The sequence below is a fragment of the Azotobacter bryophylli genome (genome assembly GCF_042643485.1).
GTDB classification, from domain to species: domain Bacteria; phylum Pseudomonadota; class Gammaproteobacteria; order Pseudomonadales; family Pseudomonadaceae; genus Azotobacter; species Azotobacter bryophylli.
This window is the reverse complement of sequence record NZ_JBHRSJ010000010.1, coordinates 39,660-64,807: the sequence shown is the minus strand read 5'-3', so window position 1 is coordinate 64,807 and position 25,148 is coordinate 39,660. Positions and strand designations below refer to the sequence as shown.

Sequence of the window (25,148 nt, the reverse complement as noted above, 5' to 3'; positions counted from 1 at the left end):
GTCTCGGCGGACCCGATTCCCCGGCGCAGTCCGCGACTGTGCTGCAACCGACTCACGGGAGAGACGCCGATGAACGATCCGAGTCATCTCGCCGCGACTCTGGCCCTGATCCTGCTGGTTCTGGCGCTCATGGTCCTGTGCAACATCTACCTGACGCGCCGGACCGAGCGCGAACACCCCGCCAGAGGGCTGTTCGTCATGGTCGGCGGCGTGCGCCTGCATTATCTGGACGTGGGCCAGGGGCCGCCGGTGGTGCTCCTGCACGGCAACCTGGTCACCGCCGAGGACTATCTCCAGAGCGGCGTGCTGGAGCGGATCGCCGAGCGGCACCGGGTCATCGCCTTCGACCGCCCCGGCTACGGCTACAGCGACCGCCCGCACGGCGTGCTGTGGACCGCCGCCCGCCAGGCCGAGCTGCTGCACCAGGCGCTGGTGCAGATTGGGGTGGTGCGTCCGGTGGTCGTCGGCCATTCCTGGGGAACGCTGGTGGCCCTGAAGATGGCGTTGAACCATCAGGAGGACGTGGCCGGCCTGGTGCTGCTGGCGGGCTATTACACGCCGACCCCGCGCCTCGACGTACTGCTGGCCACCCCGCCGGCGATTCCCCTGATCGGCGGTCTGCTGCGCTATACCCTGTCGCCGCTCATGGGCTGGGCCCTGCTGCCGCTGACGCTCAAGGCCATGTTCTCCCCGCTGGCCGTTTCGCCGCGCCTCAAGCGCGGTTACCCCTACTTCTTCCTGGTCAGGCCGTCGCAGATCCGCGCCGAGTCCCAGGACGGCGCGATCATGGTGCCGACCGTCATGAGGATGCACGACCGCTATCGCGAGCTGCGCCTGCCGATCTTCGTCATGGCTGGCACCGAGGACAAGGTGGTCAGCCACAAGCGGCACGCCGTCTGGTTCCACGAGCAGCTCCCGGCCAGCCATCTGCAGCTGGTGCCGGGGGCCGGGCACATGGTGCATTACGCCGCTCCGGAGCGGGTCGCCGAAGCCGTCGAGCGGATAGAGGCCGAGGCGCCGGTCGGCACGCGGGCGACGCTGGAAGCCGAGGCGCGGCCCGGCATGGCGCCCCGGCCGATGGGTGAGCGGGAGCCGCTCGCCAGGCCGGCGCCGCCGGGGCGGGACAGGGCCTAGCCGGCCGCGCCGTCCGCAACCGCCTGCCGGCTCGCCACGGGCCGAACCGGCAGGCGGTCGTTCCCCTCGAACCGGTGATGCCTGCCGTCAAGAAGCCGCACACCCATGAGTTTTCTCGACTGGACCGCGGTACTCAGCTCGCTCCTGCTCATCCTCGCCCTGGGCTCGGCCTACCTGCGCTGGCTGCCGGTATCCACCTCGGTGGTCTGTCTCGCCTTCGGCCTGGCGATCGGGCCGCTGGGGCTCGGTCTGTGGCACCAGGGCTTCGAGGAGGTCGCGCCGTGGATGGAGCATCTGACGGAAGTCGCCGTGCTGGTCTCGCTGTTCGTCACCGGCCTCAAGCTGCGCCTGCCGCTCGCGGACCCGGCCTGGCGCAACGCCTATCTGCTGGCCGGGCCGGTGATGCTGCTGTGCATCGCCGGCACCGCCCTGGCCGGCCGCTGGCTGTTCGGCCTGGACTGGGGCGTCGCGCTGCTGATCGGCGCCGTGCTGGCGCCCACCGATCCGGTGCTGGCCGGACTGGTCCAGGTGGTCCACGCCCGCGACTTCGACCGGGTGCGCTACGCTCTGTCGGGCGAAGCCGGGCTCAACGACGGCACGGCCTTCCCCTTCGTGATCTTCGCCCTGTCGTTCATGCAGTACGGTGGGGCGCAGGCCGAGTGGCTCGGCGCCTGGGCGCTGCACCGGCTGCTGTGGGCGGTCCCCGCCGGGCTGCTGATCGGCTATTACCTGGGCCGGCTGATCGGCCGCCTGTCCATCTATCTGCGGGCCAAGCACAGCGACAGTACCCTCTCGCCCAACGATTTCCTCGCCCTGGCCCTGATCGGCATGGCCTACGTGCTGGCCGACCTGGTCGGCGCCTGGGGATTCCTCGCGGTCTTCGCCGCCGGGGTCGGGCTGCGCCGCGCGGAGTTCTCCTCCTCCCAGCACGCGAAGATTCCGGCCGAGGAGAAGGCCCTGCCGGTGATCGGCCACATGAGCGCTCCGGTGGCCGCGACCGGCAAAGCGGACCGGAGCAAGCTGTCCAACCCGACCTTCGCGGCGGGCGTGCTGATGGGGGACATGCTGGCCTTCGGCAACCTGGTCGAGCGCTCGCTGGAAGTGCTGCTGGTGACTCTGCTGGGCGTTCTGCTCTCGTCGCACTGGGACGCGCGGGCGCTCGGCCTGGGTCTGGTCCTGTTCGTCCTCGTCCGCCCCCTGAGCGTCCGCCTGCTGCTGGGACGGCACTGGGTCAGCGCGGCCCAGGACCGGCTGATCGGCTGGTTCGGCATCCGCGGCATCGGCAGCCTCTACTACCTGGCCTATGCGCTGAATCACGGCCTGGCGCCGGAGGCGACGGGCGACTGCGTCGATATCACGCTGTCCGTGATCGCCCTGAGCATCCTGATCCACGGCGTCACCACCCAGCCGCTGCTGGACCGCTACGAGCGCAGCAATCCGGCGAGCCGGCGGGAGGCGCCGGACGTCCCCGAAAAAACCAAGCCCCGCTCGAAAGCGGGGTGAGTCGGTCGGCGGCCGCCCGATCCTCCCGAGCGTTCGGAAAAATCTGCGCGCATCCCCACATCCGGATTGGCAGCCGGCCCGGAGCGGCGCTTTTTTCCGGACGAAGCGCTGTAAGCCGTGCGTGTAAGTCATCGCTTACGCCAACTGGCGCCATCGGCCACTTACCCGTCCGAACGACGCCTCTTAATATTCACCCCGTGCCGACGGATCGGCACAGGCCGGCAAGGATGGCCAGCCAGGAAATCGCAGGATCGCGATGTATCAGGACGATGACCAACGGAAACGGAAGGGTTTCTGAGAAAAAACGGCGCCTCGATGGCGCCGTTTTTTTTCGCCTGCCAGAAAGGGCTCCCCAGCCCGGGGTTCGCTCCGCTATCGGTCGGCAGGAAGTGTGCATGGCGGGATCGCCGCCAGGCGCTCCGGGCGCCGGCCGGCATGCATCGAACTTCTTCGCCACAGGAACCCCCAATGAAAGTGCACGTACTGCAGCACGTCCCCTTCGAAGGCATCGGCCACATGCAGGCATGGCTGACGGCGCGCGGCGCCGAGATCGAGGTCACCCGCTTCTATCTGCCCGACGCGCGGCTGCCCGATCCCGCGGCCTGCGACTTGGTGATCGCCATGGGCGGGCCGATGAGCGTCAACGACGAGGCCGAACTGCCCTGGCTGGTCGAGGAGAAGGGGTTCATCCGCGCGGCGATCGCCACCGGCGTGCCGGTGCTGGGCATCTGCCTGGGCGCGCAGCTGATCGCCAGCGCCCTGGGCGCCCGGGTGTACGGCAACGGCCAGGCCGAGATCGGCTGGTTCCCGCTCGAGGCCATTGCCCAGCCCGAGTCTGACGACTGCTTCCGCTTCCCCGCGCATTTCAGCGCCCTGCACTGGCACGGGGAAACCTTCGAGCTGCCGGCCGGCGCCCGCCATCTGGCGGCCAGCGCGGCCTGCCGCAACCAGGCGTTCCAGCTCGGGCGGCGGGTGATCGGCCTGCAGTTCCACCCGGAGATCACCCGGGCGATCGTCGCCGAGCTGCTGGAGGAATGCGCGGGTGAACTGGTGCCCGGGCCCTACGTGCAGAGCCCGGCGCAACTGGCCGCCATCCCGGAGGAGGCCTACCGCGAAGGCCACCGGCTGATCGAGGCCCTGCTCGCCTATCTGCTGGAGCCTGCGCCGGTCGAGGCGCCGGCCGGCTGAGGAGCGCCGCGGCCGCTTCGCGCGGCGGCGCCGGAGGAGGGGCCGATCGGGCATGCCGCCCGCTCGGCCCTCCTTCTATCTATACGGTCACTCCTTCCCGTAGTTCACCACCGACAGCAGCTTGATCGGCACCTTCATCAGCTGCTCGGGCCCGTGCGGCACCTCGCCGTCGAAGGTCAGGCTGTCGCCGGGCTGCATGTGGTAGACCTGGTTGCCGTGGCGGTAGGCCAGCTCGCCTTCCAGCAGATGGAGGAATTCGGTGCCGGGGTGGGAGAAGGTCGGGAATTCCTCGCTGGCGTCGCCCATCTCCACCAGGTAGGCCTCGAAGTTCTTCTTCGGGCCGCGCACGTGGTTGAGCAGGTGGTAGGTGTGGCCCTTCTCGGTGCCGCGACGGACCACCTCCATGCCTTCGCCGGCCTTCACCAGCAGGGCGCTGCTGCCCTGCTGGTCGTACTGGCTGAACAGCTTGGACATGGGCATGCCGAGCACGTCGCAGAGGCGGCTCAGGGTGTCGAGGCTGGTGGAGACCTGGGCGTTCTCGATCTTGCTGAGCATGCCCTGGCTGATGCCGGCGATGCGTGCGACGTCGGCGATTTTCAGTTCCTGGGCCTGGCGCTGGCGCTTGAGCTGCATGCCCAGGTACTGCTCCAGCTTGAGGCGGGGCGTGGGGTCGGTCGATTTGTCCATGCGGCTCCTGCACTTTTTCAGTTCAAGAATAAAAAATTCGCACTAAGAATGTGCTAATTTGGCCGTGCGAGTTTCACTGCATGAAAACATTTTTCCTGCTGATAGAGAAGAGCAGCGAGTTCTCGCGGGGCTTTCGGGGCCTCATGGCAAGTTGGCAAGGCCCTTGCATTTCCTTTTGCGAAACTTAATTTCCTTTCCGGAATAAAGGGCCGGAGGGACAAGGAGCCAACCCCATGTTGCCAAGCGAAACCCAGCGAATCATCGAAGAGCACGGCATTAAGTACGTGCTGGCGCAGTTTGTCGATATCCATGGCGCCGCCAAGACCAAGTCGGTACCGGTCTGCGGTCTTGAGGCCGTCGCGGAAAGCGGCGCCGGCTTTGCCGGCTTCGCCATCTGCGGCATGGGCATGCAGCCCCATGGCCCGGACTTCATGGCCGTGGGCGACCTGGCCACCCTGACCCCGGTACCCTGGCAGCCGGGTTACGGCCGGGTGCTGTGCATCGGCCACGTCGAGGGCAAGCCGTGGCCCTACGACACCCGCTACGTGCTGCAGCAGCAGGTGCAGCGCCTGACCGACCGCGGCTGGACCCTGAACACCGGCCTGGAGCCCGAGTTCAGCCTGTTCCGCCGCGACGGGGCGGGCAAGCTGCAGCTGGTGGACGCCAGCGACAACCTGGACAAGCCCTGCTACGACTACAAGGGCCTGTCGCGTTCCCGCGAATTCCTCGAGAAGCTGACCGAGGCTCTGCAGCCGGTCGGTTTCGAGATCTACCAGATCGACCACGAGGACGCCAACGGCCAGTTCGAGATCAACTACACCTACAGCGACGCCATGACCTCGGCGGATCGCTTCACCTTCTTCCGCATGGCCGCGGGGGAGATCGCCAACGACCTGGGCATGATCTGCTCGTTCATGCCCAAGCCCGATCCGAAGCGCGCCGGCAACGGCATGCACTTCCACCTGTCGATCTCAAGCGCCACCAGCAAGAACCTGTTCCACGACGCCAGCGACCCGAGCGGCATGGGCCTGTCGAAGATGGCCTACCACTTCATGGCCGGCCTGCTGGCCCATGGGCCTGCGCTGTGCGCTTTCGCCGCGCCGACGGTGAACTCCTACAAGCGTCTGGTGGTGGGCCGCTCGCTGTCCGGCGCGACCTGGGCACCGGCGTTCATCACCTACGGCGCCAACAACCGCTCGGCGATGGTGCGCATCCCCTACGGGCGCATTGAGTTCCGCCTGCCGGACGCCGGCTGCAACCCCTACCTGGTGACCGCCGCGATCATCGCCGCCGGCCTCGACGGCATCGACCGTCAGCTCGAGCCGGGCAAGGTGTGCAACGAGAACCTCTACAACCTGAGTCTCGAAGAGATCGCCGCACGCGGCATCAAGACCCTGCCGCAGAGCCTCAAGGAAGCCTGCGACGCCCTGGAAGCCGATCCGCTGTTCCGCGAGGTGCTGGGCGCCGAGATCGTCGACGAGTTCATCAAGTACAAGCGCATGGAGTGGGTGGAATACAGCCGCCACGTCTCCGACTGGGAAGTCCAGCGCTACACCGAGTTCTTCTAACCCGCTTCGGGCTGCCGCCCGGTGGCGGCAGTCGACTGCCTCCGAAGGAGAGTAAACATGTGTGGAATCGTAGGTCTTTACCTTAAAAACCCGGCGCTGGAATCCCAGATCGGCAAGCTGTTCGAGCCGATGCTGCTGGCCATGACCGATCGCGGTCCGGACAGCGCGGGCTTCGCCATCTACGGCGACGAGGTGAAGGATGGCTGGGTCAAGTTGACCCTGCAGAGCGTCGACGTCGACTATGACTGGAAGACCCTGATGGGCGAGCTGGAAGGCCGCCTGGGCTGCTCCCTGGAGTGGTTCCAGAACGCCAGCGCCGCTGTGCTCAAGGTCAACGCCGACGAGGCCGCGGTACGCGCCGCCCTCGTCGAGCTGGCGCCCGAGGTGCGCATCATGAGCGCCGGTCAGAGCATCGAGATCCTCAAGGGCATGGGCCTGCCGGTGGAAATCGCCGAGCGCTTCTCCCTGTCCAAGATGAAGGGCAGCCACATCATCGGCCATACCCGCATGGCCACCGAGAGCGCGGTGACCATGGAAGGCAGCCACCCGTTCTCCACCGGCGCCGACCTCTGCCTGGTGCACAACGGCTCGCTGTCCAACCACAGCCGCCTGCGCCAGGAGCTCAAGCGCAAGGGCATCACCTTCGAAACCCTGAACGACACCGAAGTGGCCGCCGGCTACCTGACCTGGCGCCTGCGCGAAGGCGACAGCCTCAAGGAAGCGCTGGACCACGCGCTGGAAGACCTGGACGGCTTCTACACCTTCGCCATCGGCACCCGCGACGGCTTCGCCGTGATCCGCGACCCGATCGCCTGCAAGCCGGCGATCCTCGCCGAGACCGACGACTACGTGGCCATGGCCTCCGAATACCAGGCGCTGGCCAGCCTGCCGGGCATCGACAAGGCCAAGGTCTGGGAACCCGAACCGGCCACCATGTACATCTGGGAACGCAAGTCCGCCTGAGGAGCGCACACATGAAAACCATCGATCTTTCCACTGCCGAAGTGCGCGAACTGAACCAGGCCCTGCACGACCAGGCGAAAACCCTCGAAGAGCGCGAGTGGGTGGTGAACAACCCCGCCGGCAAGCACAACCTCGCCGTGGGCGTGAACGAAGCCCTGACCATCGATATCCAGGGCCACGCCGGCTACTACTGCGCCGGCATGAACCAGAAGGCCACCATCACCGTGCACGGTAACGTCGGCGTCGGCGTGGCCGAGAACATGATGTCCGGCGTGGTGCGGGTGAAGGGCAGCGCCTCCCAGGCCGCCGGCGCCACCGCCCACGGCGGTCTGCTGGTGATCGAGGGCGATGCCGGCGCGCGCTGCGGCATCTCCATGAAGGGCGTCGACATCGTGGTCGGCGGCAGCATCGGCCACATGAGCTGCTTCATGGGCCAGGCCGGCCGTCTGGTGGTCTGCGGCGACGCCGGCGACGCGCTGGGCGACTCGCTGTACGAGACCCGCATCTACGTCAAGGGCACGGTCAAGTCCCTGGGCTCCGACTGCATCGAGAAGGAGATGCGCGCCGAGCACCTGGAGGAGCTGAAGGAGCTGCTCAACCGCGCCGGCTTCGCCGAGGACCCGGCCAGCTTCAAGCGCTACGGCTCGGCCCGCCAGCTCTACAACTTCAAGGTCGACAACGCGTCCGCCTACTGATCATCACCGATTCAGGTCCGGATGGCGCACAGACAGCCATCCGGCCACGAGGAGTACAGACATGAGCGAAAAATTACCTCCGGTGCTGCGCGAATCCGCCACCTTCGATCGCCTGACCATCCAGGAAATCCAGCGCGCCGCCGAAACCGGCATCTATGACATCCGCGGCGGCGGCACCAAGCGCAAGCTGCCGCACTTCGACGACCTGCTGCTGCTCGGCGCCAGCATGTCCCGCTACCCGCTGGAAGGCTACCGCGAGAAGTGCGGCACCGAAGTGGTGCTCGGCACCCGCTTCGCCAAGAAGCCGATCCACCTGAAGATTCCGGTCACCATCGCCGGCATGAGCTTCGGCGCCCTGTCGGCCAACGCCAAGGAAGCCCTCGGCCGTGGCGCCAGCATCGCCGGCACCAGCACCACCACCGGCGACGGCGGCATGACCCCGGAAGAGCGCGGCCAGTCCAAGCACCTGGTCTACCAGTACCTGCCGTCGCGCTACGGCATGAACCCGGACGACCTGCGCAAGGCCGACGCCATCGAAGTGGTGCTGGGCCAGGGCGCCAAGCCGGGCGGCGGCGGCATGCTGCTGGGCATGAAGGTCACCGAGCGCGTCGCCGGCATGCGCTGCCTGCCGATCGGCGTCGACCAGCGTAGCGCCTGCCGTCACCCGGACTGGACCGGTCCGGACGACCTGGCGATCAAGATCGCCGAGATCCGCGAGATCACCGACTGGGAAAAACCGATCTACGTGAAGATCGGCGCCAGCCGCCCGTACTACGACGTCAAGCTGGCGGTGAAGGCCGGCGCCGACGTGATCGTCCTCGACGGCATGCAGGGCGGCACCGCGGCCACCCAGGAAGTGTTCATCGAGCACGTGGGTATCCCGATCCTCTCCGCCATCCCGCAGGCCGTGCAGGCCCTGCAGGAAATGGACATGCACCGCAAGGTCCAGCTGATCGTCTCCGGCGGCATCCGCACCGGCGCCGACGTGGCCAAGGCCATGGCCCTGGGCGCCGACGCGGTGGCGATCGGTACCGCGGCGCTGATCGCCCTGGGCGACAACCACCCGCGCCTGGACGACGAACTGAAGAAGATCGGTTCGGCCGCCGGCTACTACGACGACTGGCAGAACGGCCGCGACCCGGCCGGCATCACCACCCAGGATCCGGAGCTGTCCAAGCGCCTCGATCCGGTGGAGGGCGGTCGCCGTCTGGCCAACTACCTGCGCGTGCTGGTGCTGGAAGCCCAGACCATGGCCCGCGCCTGCGGCAAGTCGCACCTGCACAACCTCGATCCGGAAGACCTGGTGGCGCTGACCGTCGAGGCGGCGGCCATGGCCCGCGTACCGCTGGCCGGCACCGGCTGGGTCCCGGGTCAGGGTACCTACTAAGCGGGACGGACGGCGGCCGACAGGCTCCGTGCACCGGGGGAGGGTGCCGGCCGCCGTTCCGATAGATTCCTCGGGCGATGGATGGAGAAAGAAGAGGCCCGAGCCGAGGTTTCGGCGACCAGGGTCCGGGTCCATCGCTTACCGAATGCAACACTCGAAAGCTGCCAACAAGATTTCCCCACGCTTCAGGAGCTATACGATGTTGATCACTCCATTACGCCGCACGCTCGGTCGTGCATTGCCACTGCTCTTGACGGTGTTCGCCCCCCTGGCGTACGCCGAGGAGCAAACCCTGGATACCGGCGTGAGCGCCTGGATGATGACCGCGACCGCGCTGGTGATCTGCATGTGCCTGCCCGGCCTGGCACTGTTCTACGGCGGCATGTTGCGGGCCAAGAACATGCTCTCGGTGTTCACCCAGTGCCTGGGTGCCGCCGGCGTGATCGGCGTGCTCTGGGTGATCTACGGCTATAGCCTGGTGATCGACACGACCGGCATGGTCGCCGGTGAATTCAACCTGCACAGTTTCGTCGGCGGGCTCGAGCGCGTGATGCTCGCCGGCCTCAAGGCCGACAGCCTGGTGCTGGGCATGCCGGAAGGGGTGTTCATCACCTTCCAGCTCAGCTTCGCCATCATCACGCCGGCGCTGATCGCCGGCGCCTTCGCCGAGCGCATGAAGTTCGTCGCCGCGGTGGTGTTCATGGCCCTGTGGTTCACCTTCGTCTACGCGCCCATGGCGCACATGGTCTGGGGCGGCCCGGGTGCGCTGATGCACAACTGGGGCGCGCTGGACTTCGCTGGCGGCACCGCGGTGCACATCAACTCGGGCGTCGCCGCCCTGGCTGCCTGCGTGATGCTGGGCAAGCGCAAGGGCTATCCGCATACCGCCATGAAACCGCACAACCTGCCGCTGGCCATGACCGGCGCCGCGCTGCTGTGGGTCGGCTGGTTCGGCTTCAACGTCGGCTCGGTGGCTGGGGTCAGCAACCTCTCCGGGGTGACCATGCTGGCTACCCAGCTCGGCGCCTGCGCCGGCATCGTCGGCTGGATGCTGATCGAGATGATCAAGACCGGCCGCGCCAGCGCCCTGGGTCTGGCCTCCGGCGCCCTGGCCGGCCTGGTCGGCATCACCCCGGCCTGCGCCTACGTCGGCCCGGGCGGCGCCCTTGCCATCGGCCTGCTGACCGGCATGGGCTGCTTCCTCGCCGTGACCCATCTCAAGCAGCGCCTGGGCTACGACGACAGCCTGGACGTGTTCGGCCTGCACGGCGTGGGCGGCATCATCGGTGCCATCCTCACCGGCGTGTTCTGCGCGCCGAGCCTGGGCGGCTACGTGGAGGGCTCCGAGGTCGTGACCCAGGTCTGGGCCCAGATCAAGAGCGTGGCCTTCACCTTCGTCTACTGCTTCGCGGTCAGCTGGGTGATCCTCAAGGTGGTCGACCTGATCATCGGCCTGCGCGTGGCCGAGGAGGATGAGGAGATCGGCCTCGACCTGGCGGAGCACAACGAGCGGGCCTACAGTGTCTGAGTAGCACGCAGTGACAACGGAACGCCGGGCATTGCCCGGCGTTTTGCTTTGTGCGGGGAAAAACGGTTCGACGGCGGAGGTGAGGCCATGGGCGGGGATCTGGTCACGGTACGGCCCGAGGCGAGCTCGGAAACGCTGCAGCGGCTGCCGACCTTCTTCGGCATCTCCGGGCGCAACGCCGGCGCCACCGGCATCTGCATGCACCGGGTGGTGATCCCGCCGGGGGCGCAGGCCGAGCCGCACTATCACCAGGGCTTCGAAACGGCCATCTACCTGCTCCAGGGCCGGGTGGAAACCCGCTACGGCGAGGGCCTGGAGAAGTCGGTGGTGAACGAGGCGGGCGACTTCCTCTTCATTCCCGCCGGCGTGCCGCACCAGCCGCGCAATCTGAGCCAGACGGAAAGCGCCGTTGCCATCATCGCCCGCAACGATCCCAACGAGCAGGAGAACGTGCGCCTGTACCGGCCGGAGACTTCCGCCCGTCAGTAGGCGGACCTGCTTTTTCCCGTCGGGGACGGCGACTCAGTCGTCGCGCTTGTTCCTGGTCTCCACCAGCCGCCCGTCGATGAAGCGCAGGTACTGGTACATGCCGTTGTGCGGGCCGTAGACCCAGTGCTCGATGGTGGCCGAGCCGCGCACGGGATATCCGCGGTTGTCGAGGGCCGGACCTATCACTTCGCGGTCGTCCGGCTCGCCGCACTTGCGCAGCACCTCGGCGCTGAGATCGCCCTCGTCGACCAGTCCGTCGGAGCAGCGCAGTGTGGTGGCCCGTGCTCCGGCGCTCGCCGCCGTCAGCAGGGCGGCGCCCATCAGGTAGGCGATCAAGGTACGGCTCATGGACATATCCCCCGGTATTCGCGGGGATGCTACCACTCGTCGGGAAATGCCGGGGGAAGGGAGCGTGTTTTCGTCGCGGCGCCGGGCTGCGGGAGATTGCGGGCGGTATCCGGGCGTCGTCCGTCCGGAAAAAAAGAAAGGTGCAGATGGCTGCACCTTTGGAAAGGGCGAATCCGGAAGAGGCCCCGGGTTCGCTCCGGCTGTGGCTTACGGGCTGACTGTCGCTTAGAAGTACAGGCCGACGATCATCTGCAGGTAGACGTTCAGGTTGTTGTCGCCGTTCTGGGTACCGCCGTGGGCACGGTCATGATGCGGCTTGTAGAGGCCCAGGAGCGGGGCGACGTAATAGGTCGGGGTCGGCGCCCATTCCATGTACAGGTCCAGTTCGTCGCCGGACGCGTTGACGTTGTTGCCAGCGTATTTCTGGTGGCTGTCGATGGTGTGGAAGTGGTAGGCGTTGGCACCGAGGGTCACGGTTTCGTGCGGGTGCAGCAACAGGCTCAGCTGGTGGATATCGCTGTTCATGTTGTACGGGCCGGAGTAGTCGCCGGCGACCTCGCCCTGCCACCAGGTACCGTAGCGCTGGTAGCCGAAGAACAGTGCGTCGTAGTGCTTGGAGAAGCGCGAGTAGCGGTAGCTCAGGCGCGGGGTCCAGGCCACGTCGGCGAAGTCGTAGGCCGCTGCCGCATAGCCGGCGAAGCCGTCGCTGACCTTGTCCTCGTAGACCAGTTCCATGTCGAGGGTCAGGTTCTCGATGCCGGCGTTGGTGCTGCCGCGCAGGTTGTACAGGTCCATGCCGTCCCGCTCGGCGAAGTAGTCGGCAAACTCGCGCGCGGCTCTCTGGCTGACGTCGATACCCTTCAAGTACATGAAGGCCACGGAACTGTTTTCGGCGTTGTACTCCAGGTTGGCCAAGGCGAATTCCATGGCGCCCTGGCCCATGTTGTCGGACTTGACCCAGGCGAACTCGCCGCGCGGACCGCTGGCTCCGCCCACGCGCACCACGGCGGTCTTGTCGAACGCCGAACGGCCGGAGAGGTAGTACATGCCGCCGCGGTCGTACGATTTGCCGAAGGTGTCGCCGTACTGGAACATGTCGTTGTTGATGATGAAGCCCTTGCCGATCACCAGGTTCTGGCTACCACCGGAGATGTCCAGACCGTTCTCGCCGAGGAAGGGGAAGAGATTGCCGGATTTCCAGCCGCCGTAGGTTTCTTCGAAGGCGGTGCGGTATTCGTGACCGCTACTGAAGCCGCCGGCGTCGCCGTCGCCCCAGGTGCCGCTGGAAATGGCGGATAGGCCGCCGTAGATGGTGCTGCCGGCCGGCAGGCCGAAGCCGGTTTCGCCGTACACGCCGTACTTTGCATAGCCTTCGTGCCAGTTGGTCCGGCCATGGTGCTGCTGGCCCTGAGCGAAGCCGTTGTAGCTCTTCTGGCTGCTGAAGAAGCCGTACACAGCGCTGAGTTTGGCGTCCAGCTTGGTCTTGCTTTCCTCGTCGGAGTAAACCTCGAAGGCATGGGCTGCCGTGCCGCCCATCAGCTGCAACCCTGCGACCAGCGCGCCGGCGGAGGCCAGCCTGGTTATCGGGCGGATACTTCCTGCCATTGTTTTATCTCCCCTCAGTCTCTAATTCGTTCGATACATGCGCTCGATGTTCGATCGGAACTGTTAGCAGTTGCCTGGCTATCCATTTCCGGCGGCTTCCGAAGTTGTTCTTCGTTTCATCGAGAGCAAGAGTCAAAGTTGTGTGCGGCGTGTCAGCGCTTATTTGCTTTTACGCTAGCTCGGGAACCTCCTAAGCACATGCCTTGCCAACTTGTGAAAAATCCATGGAAACGAGGGAAATGGCCGTGGCAGCGGGCCATGACGGGTAGAAATGCATCAAGGAAGTGCATTGCATGAAGGTTGGTGCACTGCTTTGGGTGTTTCCGGTTGCAATTGGATGAAGAACAGGTCCCAAGGCCCCGCCAATACGTGTGCCCCGTTTTGGTTTGTTATCAGGCGAGATGCACTGAAATGGGATTATTTATTTTCCGGTCGGTGTTCGGTGCGGGCGGCGAATATAGCGGGCGTGTCGTTAGTTGCGGAATCGGAACTTTCCGAGTTCCGCTCGGAATACGCGAGAGTGTTCGGGTTGACTCTTTCGGCAATAGAAGAAAGTTGCTTTTAGTTAGTGGTCGGGATTGTTTCCGGGTAGGGTCGAGCAATGGCCTTACTGAATATAAGGCTATTGCGGCGAGGTGCCTCTTCCCTAATTAACGGCGGTCCGTCGATAACCACGGTTCACGGGTTCGGCCAGTCTTGGCGGACTCTTTCTTTCCCCGCAAAAGGCTCATGGGCATCGCCGCACGTCCGGGGATTTTTCTCCCCGGCTGCATCCAAATGGCGCCTTTTCGGGCGTCCGCGATCAAGGGTTGTGCACGAATCGGCGCTCCGTCAGCGCTGAAATCCACGCTTTTCGTGTTCAAACAAATAAAAGCCCTTGTAAATCATGCAGTTACTAAATCCTGGCATGCATGATGCTTTCCTGTGATGAACAAAATGTTCTTCTCGATAATTTTTTCGGCTCCAGGACAGCGCCCTGATCGGCCGAATTGCGCGAGGGTCACACGATGAGTCACGAAGCTGCCGGAACCATGGCCAGCAAGCCGGTGTACGCGCCGTTACCAGAAACGATCTTGCCCGCCAGTCGGCGCCTGCTGGTCGTGCAGAACGCGACCCTGCAGGCCGCCGCCGATCTGCACGAGCGCCTGCAGTCCGCCGGGCAGCCGCTGACGATGCTCAGCCTGCAGGGCGATGCCGGGCAGGGCTGCAACGATCCGCAGATGCTCGAAACCAAGTTGCGCGATCTGCTGTCCTGGTCGCCGGTGGGCACCCGTCTGTACGTCTGCGGCGACGAGAGCTTCCTCTGGCAGGTCAGCGCCTTGGCGCGCAACGCCGGCCTCCTGGGCGAGGAAATCGAACTGATTAAGACCGGCGAGCGCCGCGAGATGTACTGCGTGCATTGCTCGACCCGGCAGAGCATCGGCGCCGAAGGGGAGACGGTCTGCACCGGCTGCGGTGTGCACCTGCTGGTGCGCGATCACTTCTCCCAGCGTCTCGGCGCCTACATGGGCGTCTGCATCGATCCGGACCATCCGCACGGGGAGGACAAGGCATGAACCCGCTGCTCGACGTCGAAGTCAAGACCATCCGCCAGCTGACGCCGCTGGTGCGCGAATTCACCTTTGCCGCCGTCGACGGCAAGCTGCCGCGCTTCTCCGCCGGCAGCCACGTGCAGGTGCACCTGCCGGTGCCCGGCCGCGCCCTGCGCAACGCCTATTCGCTGCTCGGCGACCCGTCCGAGCCTTCGAGCTACCGTATCGCCGTGCGCCTGCAGGACGACTCCCGCGGCGGTTCGCGCTTCCTGCACGAGCAGGTCAAGGAGGGCGACCGCCTGCAGCTCTCGCCGCCGGCCAACCTGTTCGCGCCGAGCTCCCAGGCCCGCCATCACGTGCTGGTGGCCGGCGGGATCGGCATCACCCCGTTCCTCGCCTACATCGCCGAACTGGAGCGCCGCGGCGCCAGCTTCGAGCTGCACTACGCCTGCCGCGGCGGCCTGACCGACGCCTACCGCGCCGAGCTGGCCGAGCGCCTGGGCGAGCGCTTCCACGCCTACGACGCCGCCGCCGGGCGGCGCCTAGACCTGGGCGAGGCGCTGGCCGAGCGGCCGCTGGGCAGCCATGTCTACGTCTGCGGACCGCAGGCCCTGATCGACGACGTACGTGAAACCGCCGCCCGCCTGGGCTGGGCCGACAAGCGGGTGCACTGGGAAGCCTTCGCCGCGGCCGAGCCCGGCTCGCCTTTCGTCGCCGAACTGGCCTCCAGCGGCAAGCGCATCGAGGTCCCCGGCGACACCAGCCTGCTCGAAGCGCTGGAGCAGGCCGGGGTGGAAGTTCCCAACCTGTGCCGCGGCGGCGTCTGCGGCCAGTGCACGACCCCCTTCCTGAAGGGCGACGTGGAGCACCGCGACAGCTACCTCAGCGAGGAAGAGCGCGCCACCGCCCTGATGCCCTGTGTCTCCCGCGGCCGTTGTGGCAGCACCCTTACGCTCGACTTATAGGAGGAGTCTCCATGCCGGTCACCCTGAAACCCCTGGAAAGCTACCGGGACGATTTCACCTTCCGTAACAGCCCCGAGGCCATCGCCCGCTTTCCCTTCCCGTTCCCCGAAGACCAGTACATGTATTCGGTGAACATCGAGCCGGCCACGCCCGGCGCGCCGGGCTCGATCTACGAGCACTGGTTCGACATCGACGAGCACTACCGCTCGGAGACCACCGAGCGCGCCAAGGTGCTGCAGAAGGACCCGCAGCGCTGCATCGTCATGCCGCACATGCACGAGGCCTGCTGGGACACCCTGGAAGTCATCATGACCCACCTGGCCGCCGACTATCCGGAGCTGTTCCGCCTGACCCGTGACGGCGACCAGTGGACCTGGGAAAACCACGTCCAGGACATCCGCCAAAGCTTCACCTTCGGCGACGCCGACACCCTGCCGTACGAGCCGCTGGAGTACATCGGCCGCCAGGTGCAGGGCGACTTCGCCCTGCTCGATCAGCGCGACAACGACCTGTTCATGGATGCCGGCATCGTCACCGGCCCCGCCGACTGGTCGCTGGCCTTCGACGCCGGCATGAGCTTCAAGCAGTGGCACTCGCCGGTGCCCATGGCCCACGAGCTGGGCGTGTTCGACCGCGCCCTGAAGTACCTGCTGAACATCCAGGTGGACCGCCCGGTGCGCCGCCTGAACTGGACCATGACCATCAACCCGCGGCTGGACACCTCCTCCGAGACCTTCCACGAGTGGGGCCGCGAGCGCGGCATGGTGACCCCGGAGAACGTCGGCCGCCTGGTGCACCTGCGCGTCGAGTTGCAGTTCATGGCCCGTCTGGCGCGCAGCAACGCGCTGATGTTCAGCATCCGGACCTACCTGATCAGCCTCGAGGAGCTGGTTACAAACCCGGCCTGGGCCCAGCGTCTGCACCGCGTGCTGCGCGACCTGCCGCAGGCGCTGGCCGACTACAAGGGCCTCTCCCGCTACCGGCAGACGGTGGTGGACTGGCTGCGCCAGTACGACCCCGAAGCCGCGGCGTAGCCGACGGGCGGGCAGGCTCCGGCGCTGCCCGCAGAACCAGCGATTTCCACGGGCGGGCGGCCGCAGCGGTCCGCCCCGCGACAACCCTTGCGTGCGCCGGAAGGCCCGGCGCCGCCCAGAAGACTCAAGGAGAATCAACATGGCCAATTCCTGGCGCATTTCCGCCCTCGGCGAACGTCACCGCGCCCTAGGCTCGAAGCTCGAAGACTGGAACGGCATGGGCACCGCCTGGACCTACGAGTCCGTCGACCTGGCCGACGCCCACGAGGCGATCCGCACCCGCGCCGGTCTGATGGACGTATCAGGCCTGAAGAAGGTGCACTACGTCGGCCCGCACGCCGAATCCCTGCTGGAGTACGCCACCAGCCGCGACGTCTCCAAGCTGTACCCGGGCAAGTCGGTCTACGCCACCATGCTCAACGAGCAGGGCAAGTTCGTCGACGACTGCGTGATCTACCGCACCGGCCCGAACGCCTTCATGGTGGTGCACGGCGCCGGCAGTGGCCACGAGATGCTGGTCCGCTCGGCCCAGGGCCGCCAGGTCGCCGTGCTGTTCGACGACGACCTGCACGACCTGTCCCTGCAGGGCCCGCTGGCGGTGGACTTCCTCGCCGAGCACGTGCCGGGCATCCGCGACCTGCCGTACTTCCACCACATGCAGACCAAGCTGTTCGGCTGCCCGGTGATGATCTCCCGCACCGGCTACACCGGCGAGCGCGGCTACGAGATCTTCTGCAAGGCCGCCGACGCGCCGCTGATCTGGGACACCATCCTGGAGCAGGGCAAGTCCATGGGCATCATTCCCTGCCCGTTCACCGCGCTGGACTGGCTGCGGGTGGAGAGCTACCTGCTGTTCTTCCCCTACGACAACTCCGAGATGTATCCCTTCGCCGACCAGGCGGCCGGCGACACCCTCTGGGAGCTGGGGCTGGACTTCACCGTGTCGCCGACCAAGGGCGAGTTCCGCGGTGGCCTGGAACATGCAAGGCTCAAGGGCAAGGAGCGCTTCAAGATCTTCGGCGTGCTGCTGGAAGGCCAGCAGGCGGCGGCCGGCGGCGACACCCTGTGGGCCGACGGCAAGCAGGTGGGCCTGATCACCGCGGGCGTCTACTCGCGCCTGACCGGCAAGTCCATGGCCATCGCCCGGATGGACGTGGCCTACGCCGAGCAGGGCACCGCCCTGGAAGTGCGCGGCAGCCTGAACGTCAAGGCCATCGCCCACACCATGCCGTTCGACGATCCGGAGAAGAAGAAGCGCACCGCCAAGGGTTGAGGTTTTCGGAGCCGGTCCGCCGCCCCGTGACCCGTCACGGGGCTCCGGCCGGTTCGTAGCAGCGTTCCTGGGGCAAGGGAACAGGGCGGCTTCACGGCTTGTCTGTGCGGCCGCCCATCTTTTTCCGGCGCCTGCCCGGGGCATCGGGCAGGCGCACGATTCCGGGCGCGGCGGCTTGCCTCCGCGCCACGAGGAGGCATGAATGTTCGGTGGTTCCAGTGCCGGCTGGTGGCTGCTCCTGTGCGCCGGCCTCAGCGAGATCTGCTACGCCGCGGTGATCCCCAGGACCCAGGGCTTCACCCGGCCGTGGCCGACCCTCTACTGCGTCTTCTTCATCGGCCTCAGCCTCTACCTGCTGTCCCTGGCCACCCGCACCCTGCCGGTCGGCACCGCCTACGCGGTGTGGGTCGGCATCGGCGCGGTGGGCACCGCCGTCTACGGCATCGCCTTCCTCGGCGAGCCGGCCAACCTGGGGCGCATCGCCTGCCTGATGCTGATCGTCGGCGGGGTGGCGGGCCTGAAGCTGTTCTCGCCCCACGCAGGCTGAGGCGGATCTTCGGGAGCGGCCGGCGCCTGCCGTAGTGGCGCGGCGCCGGTGCCGGTCCGCTGGCACAGCGGCTAGACTGGACGGAAAACGGACCCTACGAAGGGACGCCCCATGCCTGTCCGCACCCTGCTGGCGACCGCCCTGGCCATGCTGGCCTTCGCCGGCAATTCGCTGCTCTGCCGTCTCGCCCTGCGGGACACCGCCCTCGATCCGGCCAGCTTCACCGGCGTGCGCCTCCTCGCCGGCGCGCTGACCCTCTGGCTGCTGCTGCGTCTGGGATCGCAGCCGGCGAAGAAGGGCGGCAGCTGGGCCGGCGCCTGCGCGCTGTTCGTCTACGCCGCCGGCTTCTCCTTCGCCTATCGGCAGCTGGATACCGGCGTTGGCGCGCTGCTGCTGTTCGGCGCGGTGCAGCTCGGCATGCTCCTGCATGGTCTGCGCCGCGGCGAGCGCCTGGGCGCCTGGGGTTGCGGCGGGCTGCTGCTGGCCCTCGGCGGACTGGTCGCCCTGCTGCTGCCGGGCGCCGGTGCTCCGGCTCCGGGCGGGGCCGTGTTGATGCTGCTGGCCGGCCTGGCCTGGGCGGTCTACTCGCTGCTCGGGCGCGGTGCCGCCGATCCGCTGGCCGCCACCGCCGGCAACTTTCTCCGGGCCATCCCGCTGACCCTGCTGCTCAGCCTGGCGCTCGCGGCGCACAGCCAGCCGGACCCGCTTGGGCTGTGTTACGCGCTGCTCTCCGGCGCGCTGACCTCGGGGCTCGGCTACGCCGTCTGGTACAGCGCCCTGCGCGGGCTGGGCTCCCTGCAGGCGGCGACCGTGCAGCTCAGCGTGCCGATTCTCGCCGCCTTGGCCGGTGCCCTGCTGCTCGGCGAGGCCCTGAGCCTGCGCCTGGCCCTCGCCGCCGTGGCCGTGCTCGGCGGCATCGCCCTGGTGCTGGGCACGGAGCGGGCCGTGCCGGTCGCGGCGCGGGAGGCCTGAGAACGCTCTTCGCAGGCGATCCGCGATCCGGCCGGACGCGGTAAAGTAGGACTGGGTACTGGCCATGGGCCGCTACCGCGCCTCTCCGGCCGGCGAGTCGGAGGAGGGCACCCGGTCCAGGTCCGGCCTCGTTCATCGGCACATCCAGCAGGAGTTGTTTCATGCGCGACCGTTTCCTCGCCCGTCTGTTCGGCGTCACGCTGGCCGCCGGCGTGCTGACCGTGCTCTGGCGCGGGCTGCCGGATCTCCCCCTGTGGCTCGGCACCACCACCGATGCCGCGCCGCGCGTGGTCCAGGCCCGGGGCGATCTGGCGGCCGACGAGAAGTCCACCATCGAGCTGTTCGAGAAGGCCCGGCATTCCGTGGTGTTCATCACCACCCGGGCGCAGGTGGTGGATTTCTGGACCCGCAACGTGTTCTCGGTGCCGCGGGGCACCGGCTCGGGCTTCATCTGGGACGACGAGGGCCACGTGGTCACCAACTACCATGTGGTGGAAGGTGCCAGCGAGGCGCTGGTCAAGCTGGCCGACGGGCGCAGCTTCAAGGCCGCCCTGGTCGGCACCTCGCCCGAGCACGACATCGCCGTGCTGCGCATCGGCGTGGGCTTCAAGCGGCCGCCGCCGGTGCCGCTGGGCACCAGCAGCGATCTGAGGGTGGGCCAGAAGGTCTTCGCCATCGGCAACCCCTTCGGCCTCGACTGGACCCTGACCACCGGCATCGTCTCGGCTCTGGACCGCAGCCTGGCGGGCGACGGCGGCCCCTCCATCAACCATCTGATCCAGACGGACGCCGCGATCAACCCGGGCAACTCCGGCGGACCGCTGCTGGACTCGGCCGGCCGCCTGATCGGCATCAACACCGCGATCTACAGCCCCAGCGGCGCTTCCGCCGGAATCGGCTTCGCCGTGCCGGTGGACTCGGTCAACCGCGTGGTGCCGCAGATCATCAAGACCGGGAAGTACCTGCAGCCGGTCCTGGGCATCGAGGTGGACACCGGCGCCAACCAGCGCCTCACCGAGCTGACCGGCGTCGAGGGCGTCTTCGTCCTCGGCGTGCCCCGCGGCTCGGCCGCCGAGGCGGCGGGGCTCAAGGGCGTGGGCTTCGCCCGCGACGGCAGCGTCGTGCCCGGCGACGTCATCACCGCGGTGGAGGGCCAGGAGGTCAAGACGGTCGAGCAACTGCTGGCGACCCTCGACGACTACCGGATCGGCGATCAGGTGCGGCTCTCCGTGACCCGCGGCGACCAGCAGCGCGAGGTCCGGGTGACCCTGCAGCCCGGTTCCTGAGACCTCGGCCGGCGGTTGGCTTCAGGGCCGCCGCTCGCCGTCGGGCCACAGGTCGCGCAGCTCGGCCGGGAACAGGTCGGCCACCTTGGCCGCTTCGTTCGGGTCGATGTGGCGCGCCATCACCGCCAGCACCGCTCGGGTCGCCTGCTCGGGTTCGACGCCGAGGTGGGTCACCGCCCCGCGCACCTTGGCCAGGAAGGCCTCGCGGGTGCGCTCCTTGCTCGGCTCGGCCGCCGGGCGGAAGCCGTCGTAGAAGATTCCCCGGATCAGCACCGGCAACTGCGCCGCCAGATGCGCTGCGTTGTCCGGGCCGATCCGTTCGCGCACCGACATCAACACGGCGCGCAGCGCCTGCATAGCCGTTTCCCGGTCCTCGGTCTCCAGCCGTTCGCTCACTTCGTCGAGCCAGAGACTGCTCTGCCGGACCGCCTTGCCCAGTACATCGGCCTGCCTGGTCATGGCTCTACCTCCGCTGCGGGGTGGATGGATAAACGAATGGACCCGGCGGCCCGCGCGTCGTCCCGGCGGGACGCGGGCGACCCGATGAGTTGCGGGGGCCGCGCCGCTGAACCTTTTGCCGCTTTCCCGCTGTCCCACCCTGTAACGTCGTCGAGGATGCGGCGATGCCCGAGGCCCGGCCAGGCCGTCGCGCGAGGGGATGCCGCGTGCGCTGCCGGGAAGCCATCCACAGGGGAGGCATCCATGAAGGCGCTCTGCTGGCACGGCAAGAACGACATCCGCTACGACACGGTCCCCGACCCGAGCATCGAAGACCCCCGCGACGCCATCGTCAAAGTCTCCAGCTGCGCCATCTGCGGCTCCGACCTGCACCTCTACGACCACTTCATCCCCGGTATGGAAAGCGGCGACGTGATGGGCCACGAGTTCATGGGCGAGGTGGTGGAGGTCGGCGCGGATGTCCACCGGCTCAGGCCGGGCGACCGCGTGGTGGTGCCCTTCACCATCTTCTGCGGCGAGTGCGAGCAGTGCCTGCGCGGCAACTATTCGGTCTGCGAGCGCAGCAACCGCAACCGGGAGCTGGGCGACAAGGCCTTCGGCCACGCCACCGCCGGCCTCTTCGGCTACAGCCACCTGACCGGCGGCTACGCAGGCGGGCAGGCCGAGTACGTGCGGGTGCCCTTCGCCGACACCACTCACATCAAGGTGCCGGACAGCCTCAGCGACGAGCAGGTGCTGTTCCTCGGCGACATCTTCCCCACCGGCTGGCAGGCCGTGGTGCAGTGCGACGTGCAGTCCGGCGACACCGTGGCCATCTGGGGCGCCGGGCCGGTCGGCCAGTTCTGCGTGCGCAGCGCGGTGCTGCTCGGCGCCCGTCAGGTGATCTGCATCGACCGGGTGCCGGAGCGCCTGTCCATGGCCGAGGCCGGCGGGGCCATCGCCATCAACTCCGACGAGGAGAGCGTGCTCGAGCGGCTCAACGAGCTGACCCGCGGCAAGGGCCCGGAGAAGTGCATCGACGCCGTCGGCCTGGAAGCCCATGCCACACGCTCCCTAGATTCGGTGTACGACCGCGCCAAGCAGGCGGTGATGCTGGAGACCGATCGCCCCCACGTGCTGCGCGAGATGATCTACGTCTGCCGCCCGGCCGGGGTGCTGTCGATCCCCGGCGTCTACGGCGGGCTGGTGGACAAGCTGCCGATGGGCCCGCTGATGAACAAGGGCCTGACCGTGCGCACCGGGCAGACCCACGTCAACCGCTGGACCGACGACCTGCTGCGGCGCATCGAGGCGGGGCAGATCGATCCGTCCTTCGTCATCACCCACCAGGTGGGGCTGGAGCAGGGCCCGGACATGTACCGGGTGTTCCGCGACAAGCTCGACAACTGCATCAAGGTGGTGCTCAAGCCCTGAGGAGAACGCCATGAATTCCCTGCAAAGCCTTGCCACCTCATCCCTGGCCCCTTCCGACCGGCTCGCCCGCGGCCTCGGCTACTTCGCCCTGGGCATCGGGCTCCTGCAACTCCTCGCCCCGCGCCGGATCACCCGTCCCCTGGGGCTGGAGGGCCGCGAAACGCTGGTGCGTGCCTGCGGTGCGGGAAAGATGCTCAACGGGATAGGTGCGCTGAGCGACAACCCGACACCGGCCATCCGCACCCGCTTCGCCGGCAACGCCCTGGATCTGGCCTTGCTGGCGCCGGGCCTGTCCACCGACAACCCCAAGCGCGACAACGTCAGGCTGGTCATGGCCCTGCTGCTCGGCTGCACGCTGCTGGAAGCCCTCACGGCCCGCTCCCTGAGCGAGCGGCACGTTCGTCCGCGCGATATGCACGTCGCCGACTACGGCCAGCGCAGCGGCTTTCCCCGCCCGGCCGAGGCCATGCGCGGCGCGGCCGGCGATTTCCGGACACCGGCGGACATGCGGGCGGAGATCGGCGTCGGGCCGGCGTGAGCGAGGCGGGGGGCGTGAGGGAGGGCGTGGGCCTGTGCACCGGTAGCGCCCATCGGGACTGGTCCGGGCCGGTCGATGCCCCGGAGCGGTGCCGGGCGGGCGCCCGGCCTGGGCCACTCCGGGGCCGTCGGTTCACTTCTGGGTGCAGGACTCGATGCCGTAGTTCCCGCCCTTGTATTCCGGCTGGTAGTAGTACTTGGTGAAGGCCCACTTGCCCGCCGGGTTCTTGCCGAACGAGGCGATGCCGGTGCCGTAGTCCTTCTGCGACTGATCGGTATTGGCGAAATGCACGGCCATCTGCTGGCCCTGCACGGCGGCATGGCCCGGGTATGCACCGAAACCGGGCACTTCCAGCTTGAAGCGGTAGGCGCCGTACTCGCCCGCGCTCTGCGCGCGGACCAGATCGAGGGTGACGGTGCCGGTGTATTTCCCCTCATGGTGGTCGTCGCCGGTGCAATCGTAGACGCCGCTGTAGTCCGTGCCGGTGAAGGACGGCTGGGCATAGGCGCTGCAGCAGGCGAGGCCGAGTGCGAGAAGGGCGAAACGCTTCATCAAGAGACTCCTGATTGTTTTTGGGGGGTGAATGGGGTGAATGGCCGTCGATCGCCTGGCGGCAGAGCACGGGATGCGCCGCGACCGAACCAGCCGGGCGGCTCGCTCATGCAAGGGCGATGCCTGGGAAAGGCGCCCAGCAGGGCGGACTTCATCATGGGCACGTCGAGCGCGAAATATCGGCCTGGCTCGCTGACCGATCCGATTGCTTTGGGGCAGATCCATGCCCGCCCTTGTATCCCGGTCCGGCGGGGGCTGGAGCCCGAGTCCGCGGGTCGCACTCGCGGGCACAGTAGGCGTCGAGGGGGATGGCGAGCAGCACGTTCGCGAACTCGCGCAGGCCGGCATCGGCCTGCTATGCGTCCCTGGGGAAGGGCTTTTTATCGGGGCTCGCTGTTTTAGCGACGCGAAACTCACGTATACTGTCGATACAATATTTTTGATTTTAACGCAAATTTAACATATGGATTACTGGGTTGCATAAAGTTAAAAGGGTTAACCCACAAGGCAACCAGACAAATTATTATTTTAAGCAGGCAGGCAGCGTTTTCTAATGCCGAGTTCTTCTTTTTCTCTTGAGTCTCCAAAAGTCACCGAAGCCCAACTCAAGGCTTTGATGCAGAATATTTCGGACAACGACGTGATTACTCTCGATGCATGTTGTCCGAGAAAGCCCGAGCCGGATTTTACAGTAGTAGAACTGGCTAATTGTTACCGTCTTGCTTGGCAACTTCTGGTCTCCGGTGTGAATGTGTCTTATACACGCCGCCTTGTCGCCGCCATCACCTTCCATCGCTCGGCTACGCCCGAACAAACCACTAGCTTCAAGCTCATCCGCGCACGTTTCAAACAGATCCGTTTTGCCTGTGCCAACTATAGTGAGCAGCACTCGTACCCCGAGAGACTTCATACCATCACTCGGCTCATGGGGGGCTTCCAGGATTCCTTCAAGAACGGCCAGAAGCTGCGCACTCTCTGGCGAGGTATCAAACTGTGGTGCCGACTTCGTCCTGGTTTCTTCGGGGAGTTGCATGAAAGCCTCGTGAAGGCTCAGCTCTCTACCCTCGAAAGTTTCCAGCGCTATATCGCGACAGAGAATCAGCAGCTTGCCGATGCCGTGGGAGAAGAAACATATCTTACCGCTCGGCAGTTTCACGAGTTACGTAAAATCGTGAGTCGTCGCATAGCGCTGAACGATACACGCCGCACGCTATATCCATCTCCCGAACTCGATGAACTCTCTCTTTTCCTCGCCACCATAAATGGACTCATGGGGAAAATGCATGATGAGCTGGTTCTGCAGGAAATGCGCAAAGAACTCGATTATGAAAAGCAGAAGTTCAAACTGCCGGATGAGATCGCCAGCAGGATCCGGGCTTTGGTAATGACCCAGAAAGGTCTGCACAGATCCGTGGCTGAAGTATAGGCACTCGTCTGATGGTGGTAGAGCTGGCTCCGATTGCCGATCACCCGACAGACATA

General features: G+C 66.7%; 24 protein-coding genes. 19 read left to right on the top strand and 5 right to left on the bottom strand.

The window, feature by feature from the left end:
* Positions 1 to 69 precede the first annotated feature (69 nt).
* The 3 genes from ACFOJE_RS05560 to ACFOJE_RS05550 all read left to right on the top strand — a co-directional run bounded on the left by ACFOJE_RS05560 (position 70) and on the right by ACFOJE_RS05550 (position 3,825).
* On the top strand, positions 70 to 1,134 hold the full coding sequence (locus ACFOJE_RS05560) for an alpha/beta fold hydrolase (protein WP_377813298.1): 1,065 nt from the start codon (positions 70 to 72) through the stop codon (positions 1,132 to 1,134).
* Between the two features lie 105 nt (positions 1,135 to 1,239).
* The gene (locus ACFOJE_RS05555) at positions 1,240 to 2,637 is read left to right on the top strand and encodes a cation:proton antiporter (RefSeq protein ID WP_377813297.1); all 1,398 of its coding nucleotides are present in this window, start codon (positions 1,240 to 1,242) and stop codon (positions 2,635 to 2,637) included.
* Between the two features lie 468 nt (positions 2,638 to 3,105).
* Positions 3,106 to 3,825: a type 1 glutamine amidotransferase gene (locus tag ACFOJE_RS05550; protein WP_377813296.1), complete on the top strand. Its 720-nt coding sequence runs from the start codon at positions 3,106 to 3,108 to the stop codon at positions 3,823 to 3,825.
* An 87-nt stretch (positions 3,826 to 3,912) separates the two neighbouring features.
* Here ACFOJE_RS05550 and ACFOJE_RS05545 read toward each other — a convergent pair whose 3' ends face one another.
* The gene (locus ACFOJE_RS05545; protein WP_377813295.1) at positions 3,913 to 4,512 is read right to left on the bottom strand and encodes a helix-turn-helix domain-containing protein; all 600 of its coding nucleotides are present in this window, start codon (positions 4,510 to 4,512) and stop codon (positions 3,913 to 3,915) included.
* Between the two features lie 233 nt (positions 4,513 to 4,745).
* Between ACFOJE_RS05545 and glnT the strand changes: the two genes are divergently transcribed.
* The 6 genes from glnT (at position 4,746) to ACFOJE_RS05515 (ending at position 11,142) form a co-directional block, all read left to right on the top strand.
* Complete coding sequence (gene glnT / locus ACFOJE_RS05540; protein WP_377813294.1) at positions 4,746 to 6,080, top strand: type III glutamate--ammonia ligase; 1,335 nt, start codon at positions 4,746 to 4,748, stop codon at positions 6,078 to 6,080.
* A gap of 57 nt (positions 6,081 to 6,137) precedes the next feature.
* Positions 6,138 to 7,043 (top strand): class II glutamine amidotransferase, encoded by a 906-nt coding sequence (locus ACFOJE_RS05535; protein ID WP_377813293.1) that lies wholly within the window; start codon positions 6,138 to 6,140, stop codon positions 7,041 to 7,043.
* A gap of 11 nt (positions 7,044 to 7,054) precedes the next feature.
* Complete coding sequence (locus ACFOJE_RS05530; RefSeq protein ID WP_377813292.1) at positions 7,055 to 7,738, top strand: GltB/FmdC/FwdC-like GXGXG domain-containing protein; 684 nt, start codon at positions 7,055 to 7,057, stop codon at positions 7,736 to 7,738.
* Positions 7,739 to 7,799: 61 nt separating this feature from the next.
* Positions 7,800 to 9,125: an FMN-binding glutamate synthase family protein gene (locus ACFOJE_RS05525; RefSeq protein WP_377813291.1), complete on the top strand. Its 1,326-nt coding sequence runs from the start codon at positions 7,800 to 7,802 to the stop codon at positions 9,123 to 9,125.
* Positions 9,126 to 9,324: 199 nt separating this feature from the next.
* Positions 9,325 to 10,653: an ammonium transporter gene (locus ACFOJE_RS05520; RefSeq protein WP_377813290.1), complete on the top strand. Its 1,329-nt coding sequence runs from the start codon at positions 9,325 to 9,327 to the stop codon at positions 10,651 to 10,653.
* Between the two features lie 87 nt (positions 10,654 to 10,740).
* On the top strand, positions 10,741 to 11,142 hold the full coding sequence (locus ACFOJE_RS05515) for a cupin domain-containing protein (protein ID WP_377813289.1): 402 nt from the start codon (positions 10,741 to 10,743) through the stop codon (positions 11,140 to 11,142).
* Between the two features lie 33 nt (positions 11,143 to 11,175).
* Here ACFOJE_RS05515 and ACFOJE_RS05510 read toward each other — a convergent pair whose 3' ends face one another.
* A complete protein-coding gene (locus ACFOJE_RS05510) occupies positions 11,176 to 11,490 on the bottom strand; it encodes a DUF2845 domain-containing protein (RefSeq protein ID WP_377813288.1) in 315 nt (104 codons plus the stop codon).
* A gap of 225 nt (positions 11,491 to 11,715) precedes the next feature.
* Positions 11,716 to 13,095: a hypothetical protein gene (locus tag ACFOJE_RS05505; RefSeq protein ID WP_377813287.1), complete on the bottom strand. Its 1,380-nt coding sequence runs from the start codon at positions 13,093 to 13,095 to the stop codon at positions 11,716 to 11,718.
* Between the two features lie 1,007 nt (positions 13,096 to 14,102).
* Between ACFOJE_RS05505 and ACFOJE_RS05500 the strand changes: the two genes are divergently transcribed.
* The 7 genes from ACFOJE_RS05500 (at position 14,103) to ACFOJE_RS05470 (ending at position 20,704) form a co-directional block, all read left to right on the top strand.
* Positions 14,103 to 14,651, top strand: coding sequence for a dimethylamine monooxygenase subunit DmmA family protein (locus tag ACFOJE_RS05500; RefSeq protein ID WP_377813286.1), 549 nt, complete (start codon positions 14,103 to 14,105; stop codon positions 14,649 to 14,651).
* The gene (locus ACFOJE_RS05495) at positions 14,648 to 15,592 is read left to right on the top strand and encodes a PDR/VanB family oxidoreductase (protein WP_377813285.1); all 945 of its coding nucleotides are present in this window, start codon (positions 14,648 to 14,650) and stop codon (positions 15,590 to 15,592) included. Before ACFOJE_RS05500 ends, ACFOJE_RS05495 begins: the two co-directional genes overlap by 4 nt.
* An 11-nt stretch (positions 15,593 to 15,603) precedes the next feature.
* Positions 15,604 to 16,626 (top strand): heme-dependent oxidative N-demethylase family protein, encoded by a 1,023-nt coding sequence (locus ACFOJE_RS05490; protein WP_377813284.1) that lies wholly within the window; start codon positions 15,604 to 15,606, stop codon positions 16,624 to 16,626.
* Between the two features lie 139 nt (positions 16,627 to 16,765).
* Positions 16,766 to 17,899, top strand: a complete 1,134-nt coding sequence (locus ACFOJE_RS05485) for an aminomethyltransferase family protein (protein ID WP_377813283.1) — start codon at positions 16,766 to 16,768, stop codon at positions 17,897 to 17,899.
* 202 nt (positions 17,900 to 18,101) lie between these two features.
* The gene (locus ACFOJE_RS05480) at positions 18,102 to 18,446 is read left to right on the top strand and encodes a DMT family transporter (protein ID WP_377813282.1); all 345 of its coding nucleotides are present in this window, start codon (positions 18,102 to 18,104) and stop codon (positions 18,444 to 18,446) included.
* A 111-nt stretch (positions 18,447 to 18,557) separates the two neighbouring features.
* A complete protein-coding gene (locus ACFOJE_RS05475; protein ID WP_377813281.1) occupies positions 18,558 to 19,418 on the top strand; it encodes an EamA family transporter in 861 nt (286 codons plus the stop codon).
* Positions 19,419 to 19,579: 161 nt separating this feature from the next.
* Positions 19,580 to 20,704, top strand: coding sequence for a S1C family serine protease (locus ACFOJE_RS05470; protein ID WP_377813280.1), 1,125 nt, complete (start codon positions 19,580 to 19,582; stop codon positions 20,702 to 20,704).
* A 21-nt stretch (positions 20,705 to 20,725) separates the two neighbouring features.
* On the opposite strand, the gene ACFOJE_RS05465 is transcribed toward ACFOJE_RS05470, so the two are convergent.
* Positions 20,726 to 21,163 carry a DUF2267 domain-containing protein gene (locus ACFOJE_RS05465; protein ID WP_377813279.1) on the bottom strand — a complete coding sequence of 146 codons (438 nt, stop codon included), beginning with the start codon at positions 21,161 to 21,163 and terminating at the stop codon, positions 20,726 to 20,728.
* A gap of 243 nt (positions 21,164 to 21,406) precedes the next feature.
* On the opposite strand from ACFOJE_RS05465, the gene ACFOJE_RS05460 reads away from it, so the two are divergent.
* Both ACFOJE_RS05460 and ACFOJE_RS05455 read left to right on the top strand, forming a co-directional pair.
* The gene (locus ACFOJE_RS05460; protein ID WP_377813278.1) at positions 21,407 to 22,576 is read left to right on the top strand and encodes a zinc-dependent alcohol dehydrogenase; all 1,170 of its coding nucleotides are present in this window, start codon (positions 21,407 to 21,409) and stop codon (positions 22,574 to 22,576) included.
* A 10-nt stretch (positions 22,577 to 22,586) separates the two neighbouring features.
* Positions 22,587 to 23,114: a hypothetical protein gene (locus ACFOJE_RS05455; protein ID WP_377813276.1), complete on the top strand. Its 528-nt coding sequence runs from the start codon at positions 22,587 to 22,589 to the stop codon at positions 23,112 to 23,114.
* A gap of 132 nt (positions 23,115 to 23,246) precedes the next feature.
* Here ACFOJE_RS05455 and ACFOJE_RS05450 read toward each other — a convergent pair whose 3' ends face one another.
* Complete coding sequence (locus ACFOJE_RS05450; protein ID WP_377813275.1) at positions 23,247 to 23,666, bottom strand: hypothetical protein; 420 nt, start codon at positions 23,664 to 23,666, stop codon at positions 23,247 to 23,249.
* Between the two features lie 553 nt (positions 23,667 to 24,219).
* Between ACFOJE_RS05450 and ACFOJE_RS05445 the strand changes: the two genes are divergently transcribed.
* Positions 24,220 to 25,092 (top strand): hypothetical protein, encoded by an 873-nt coding sequence (locus tag ACFOJE_RS05445; protein ID WP_377813274.1) that lies wholly within the window; start codon positions 24,220 to 24,222, stop codon positions 25,090 to 25,092.
* Positions 25,093 to 25,148: the final 56 nt, after the last annotated feature.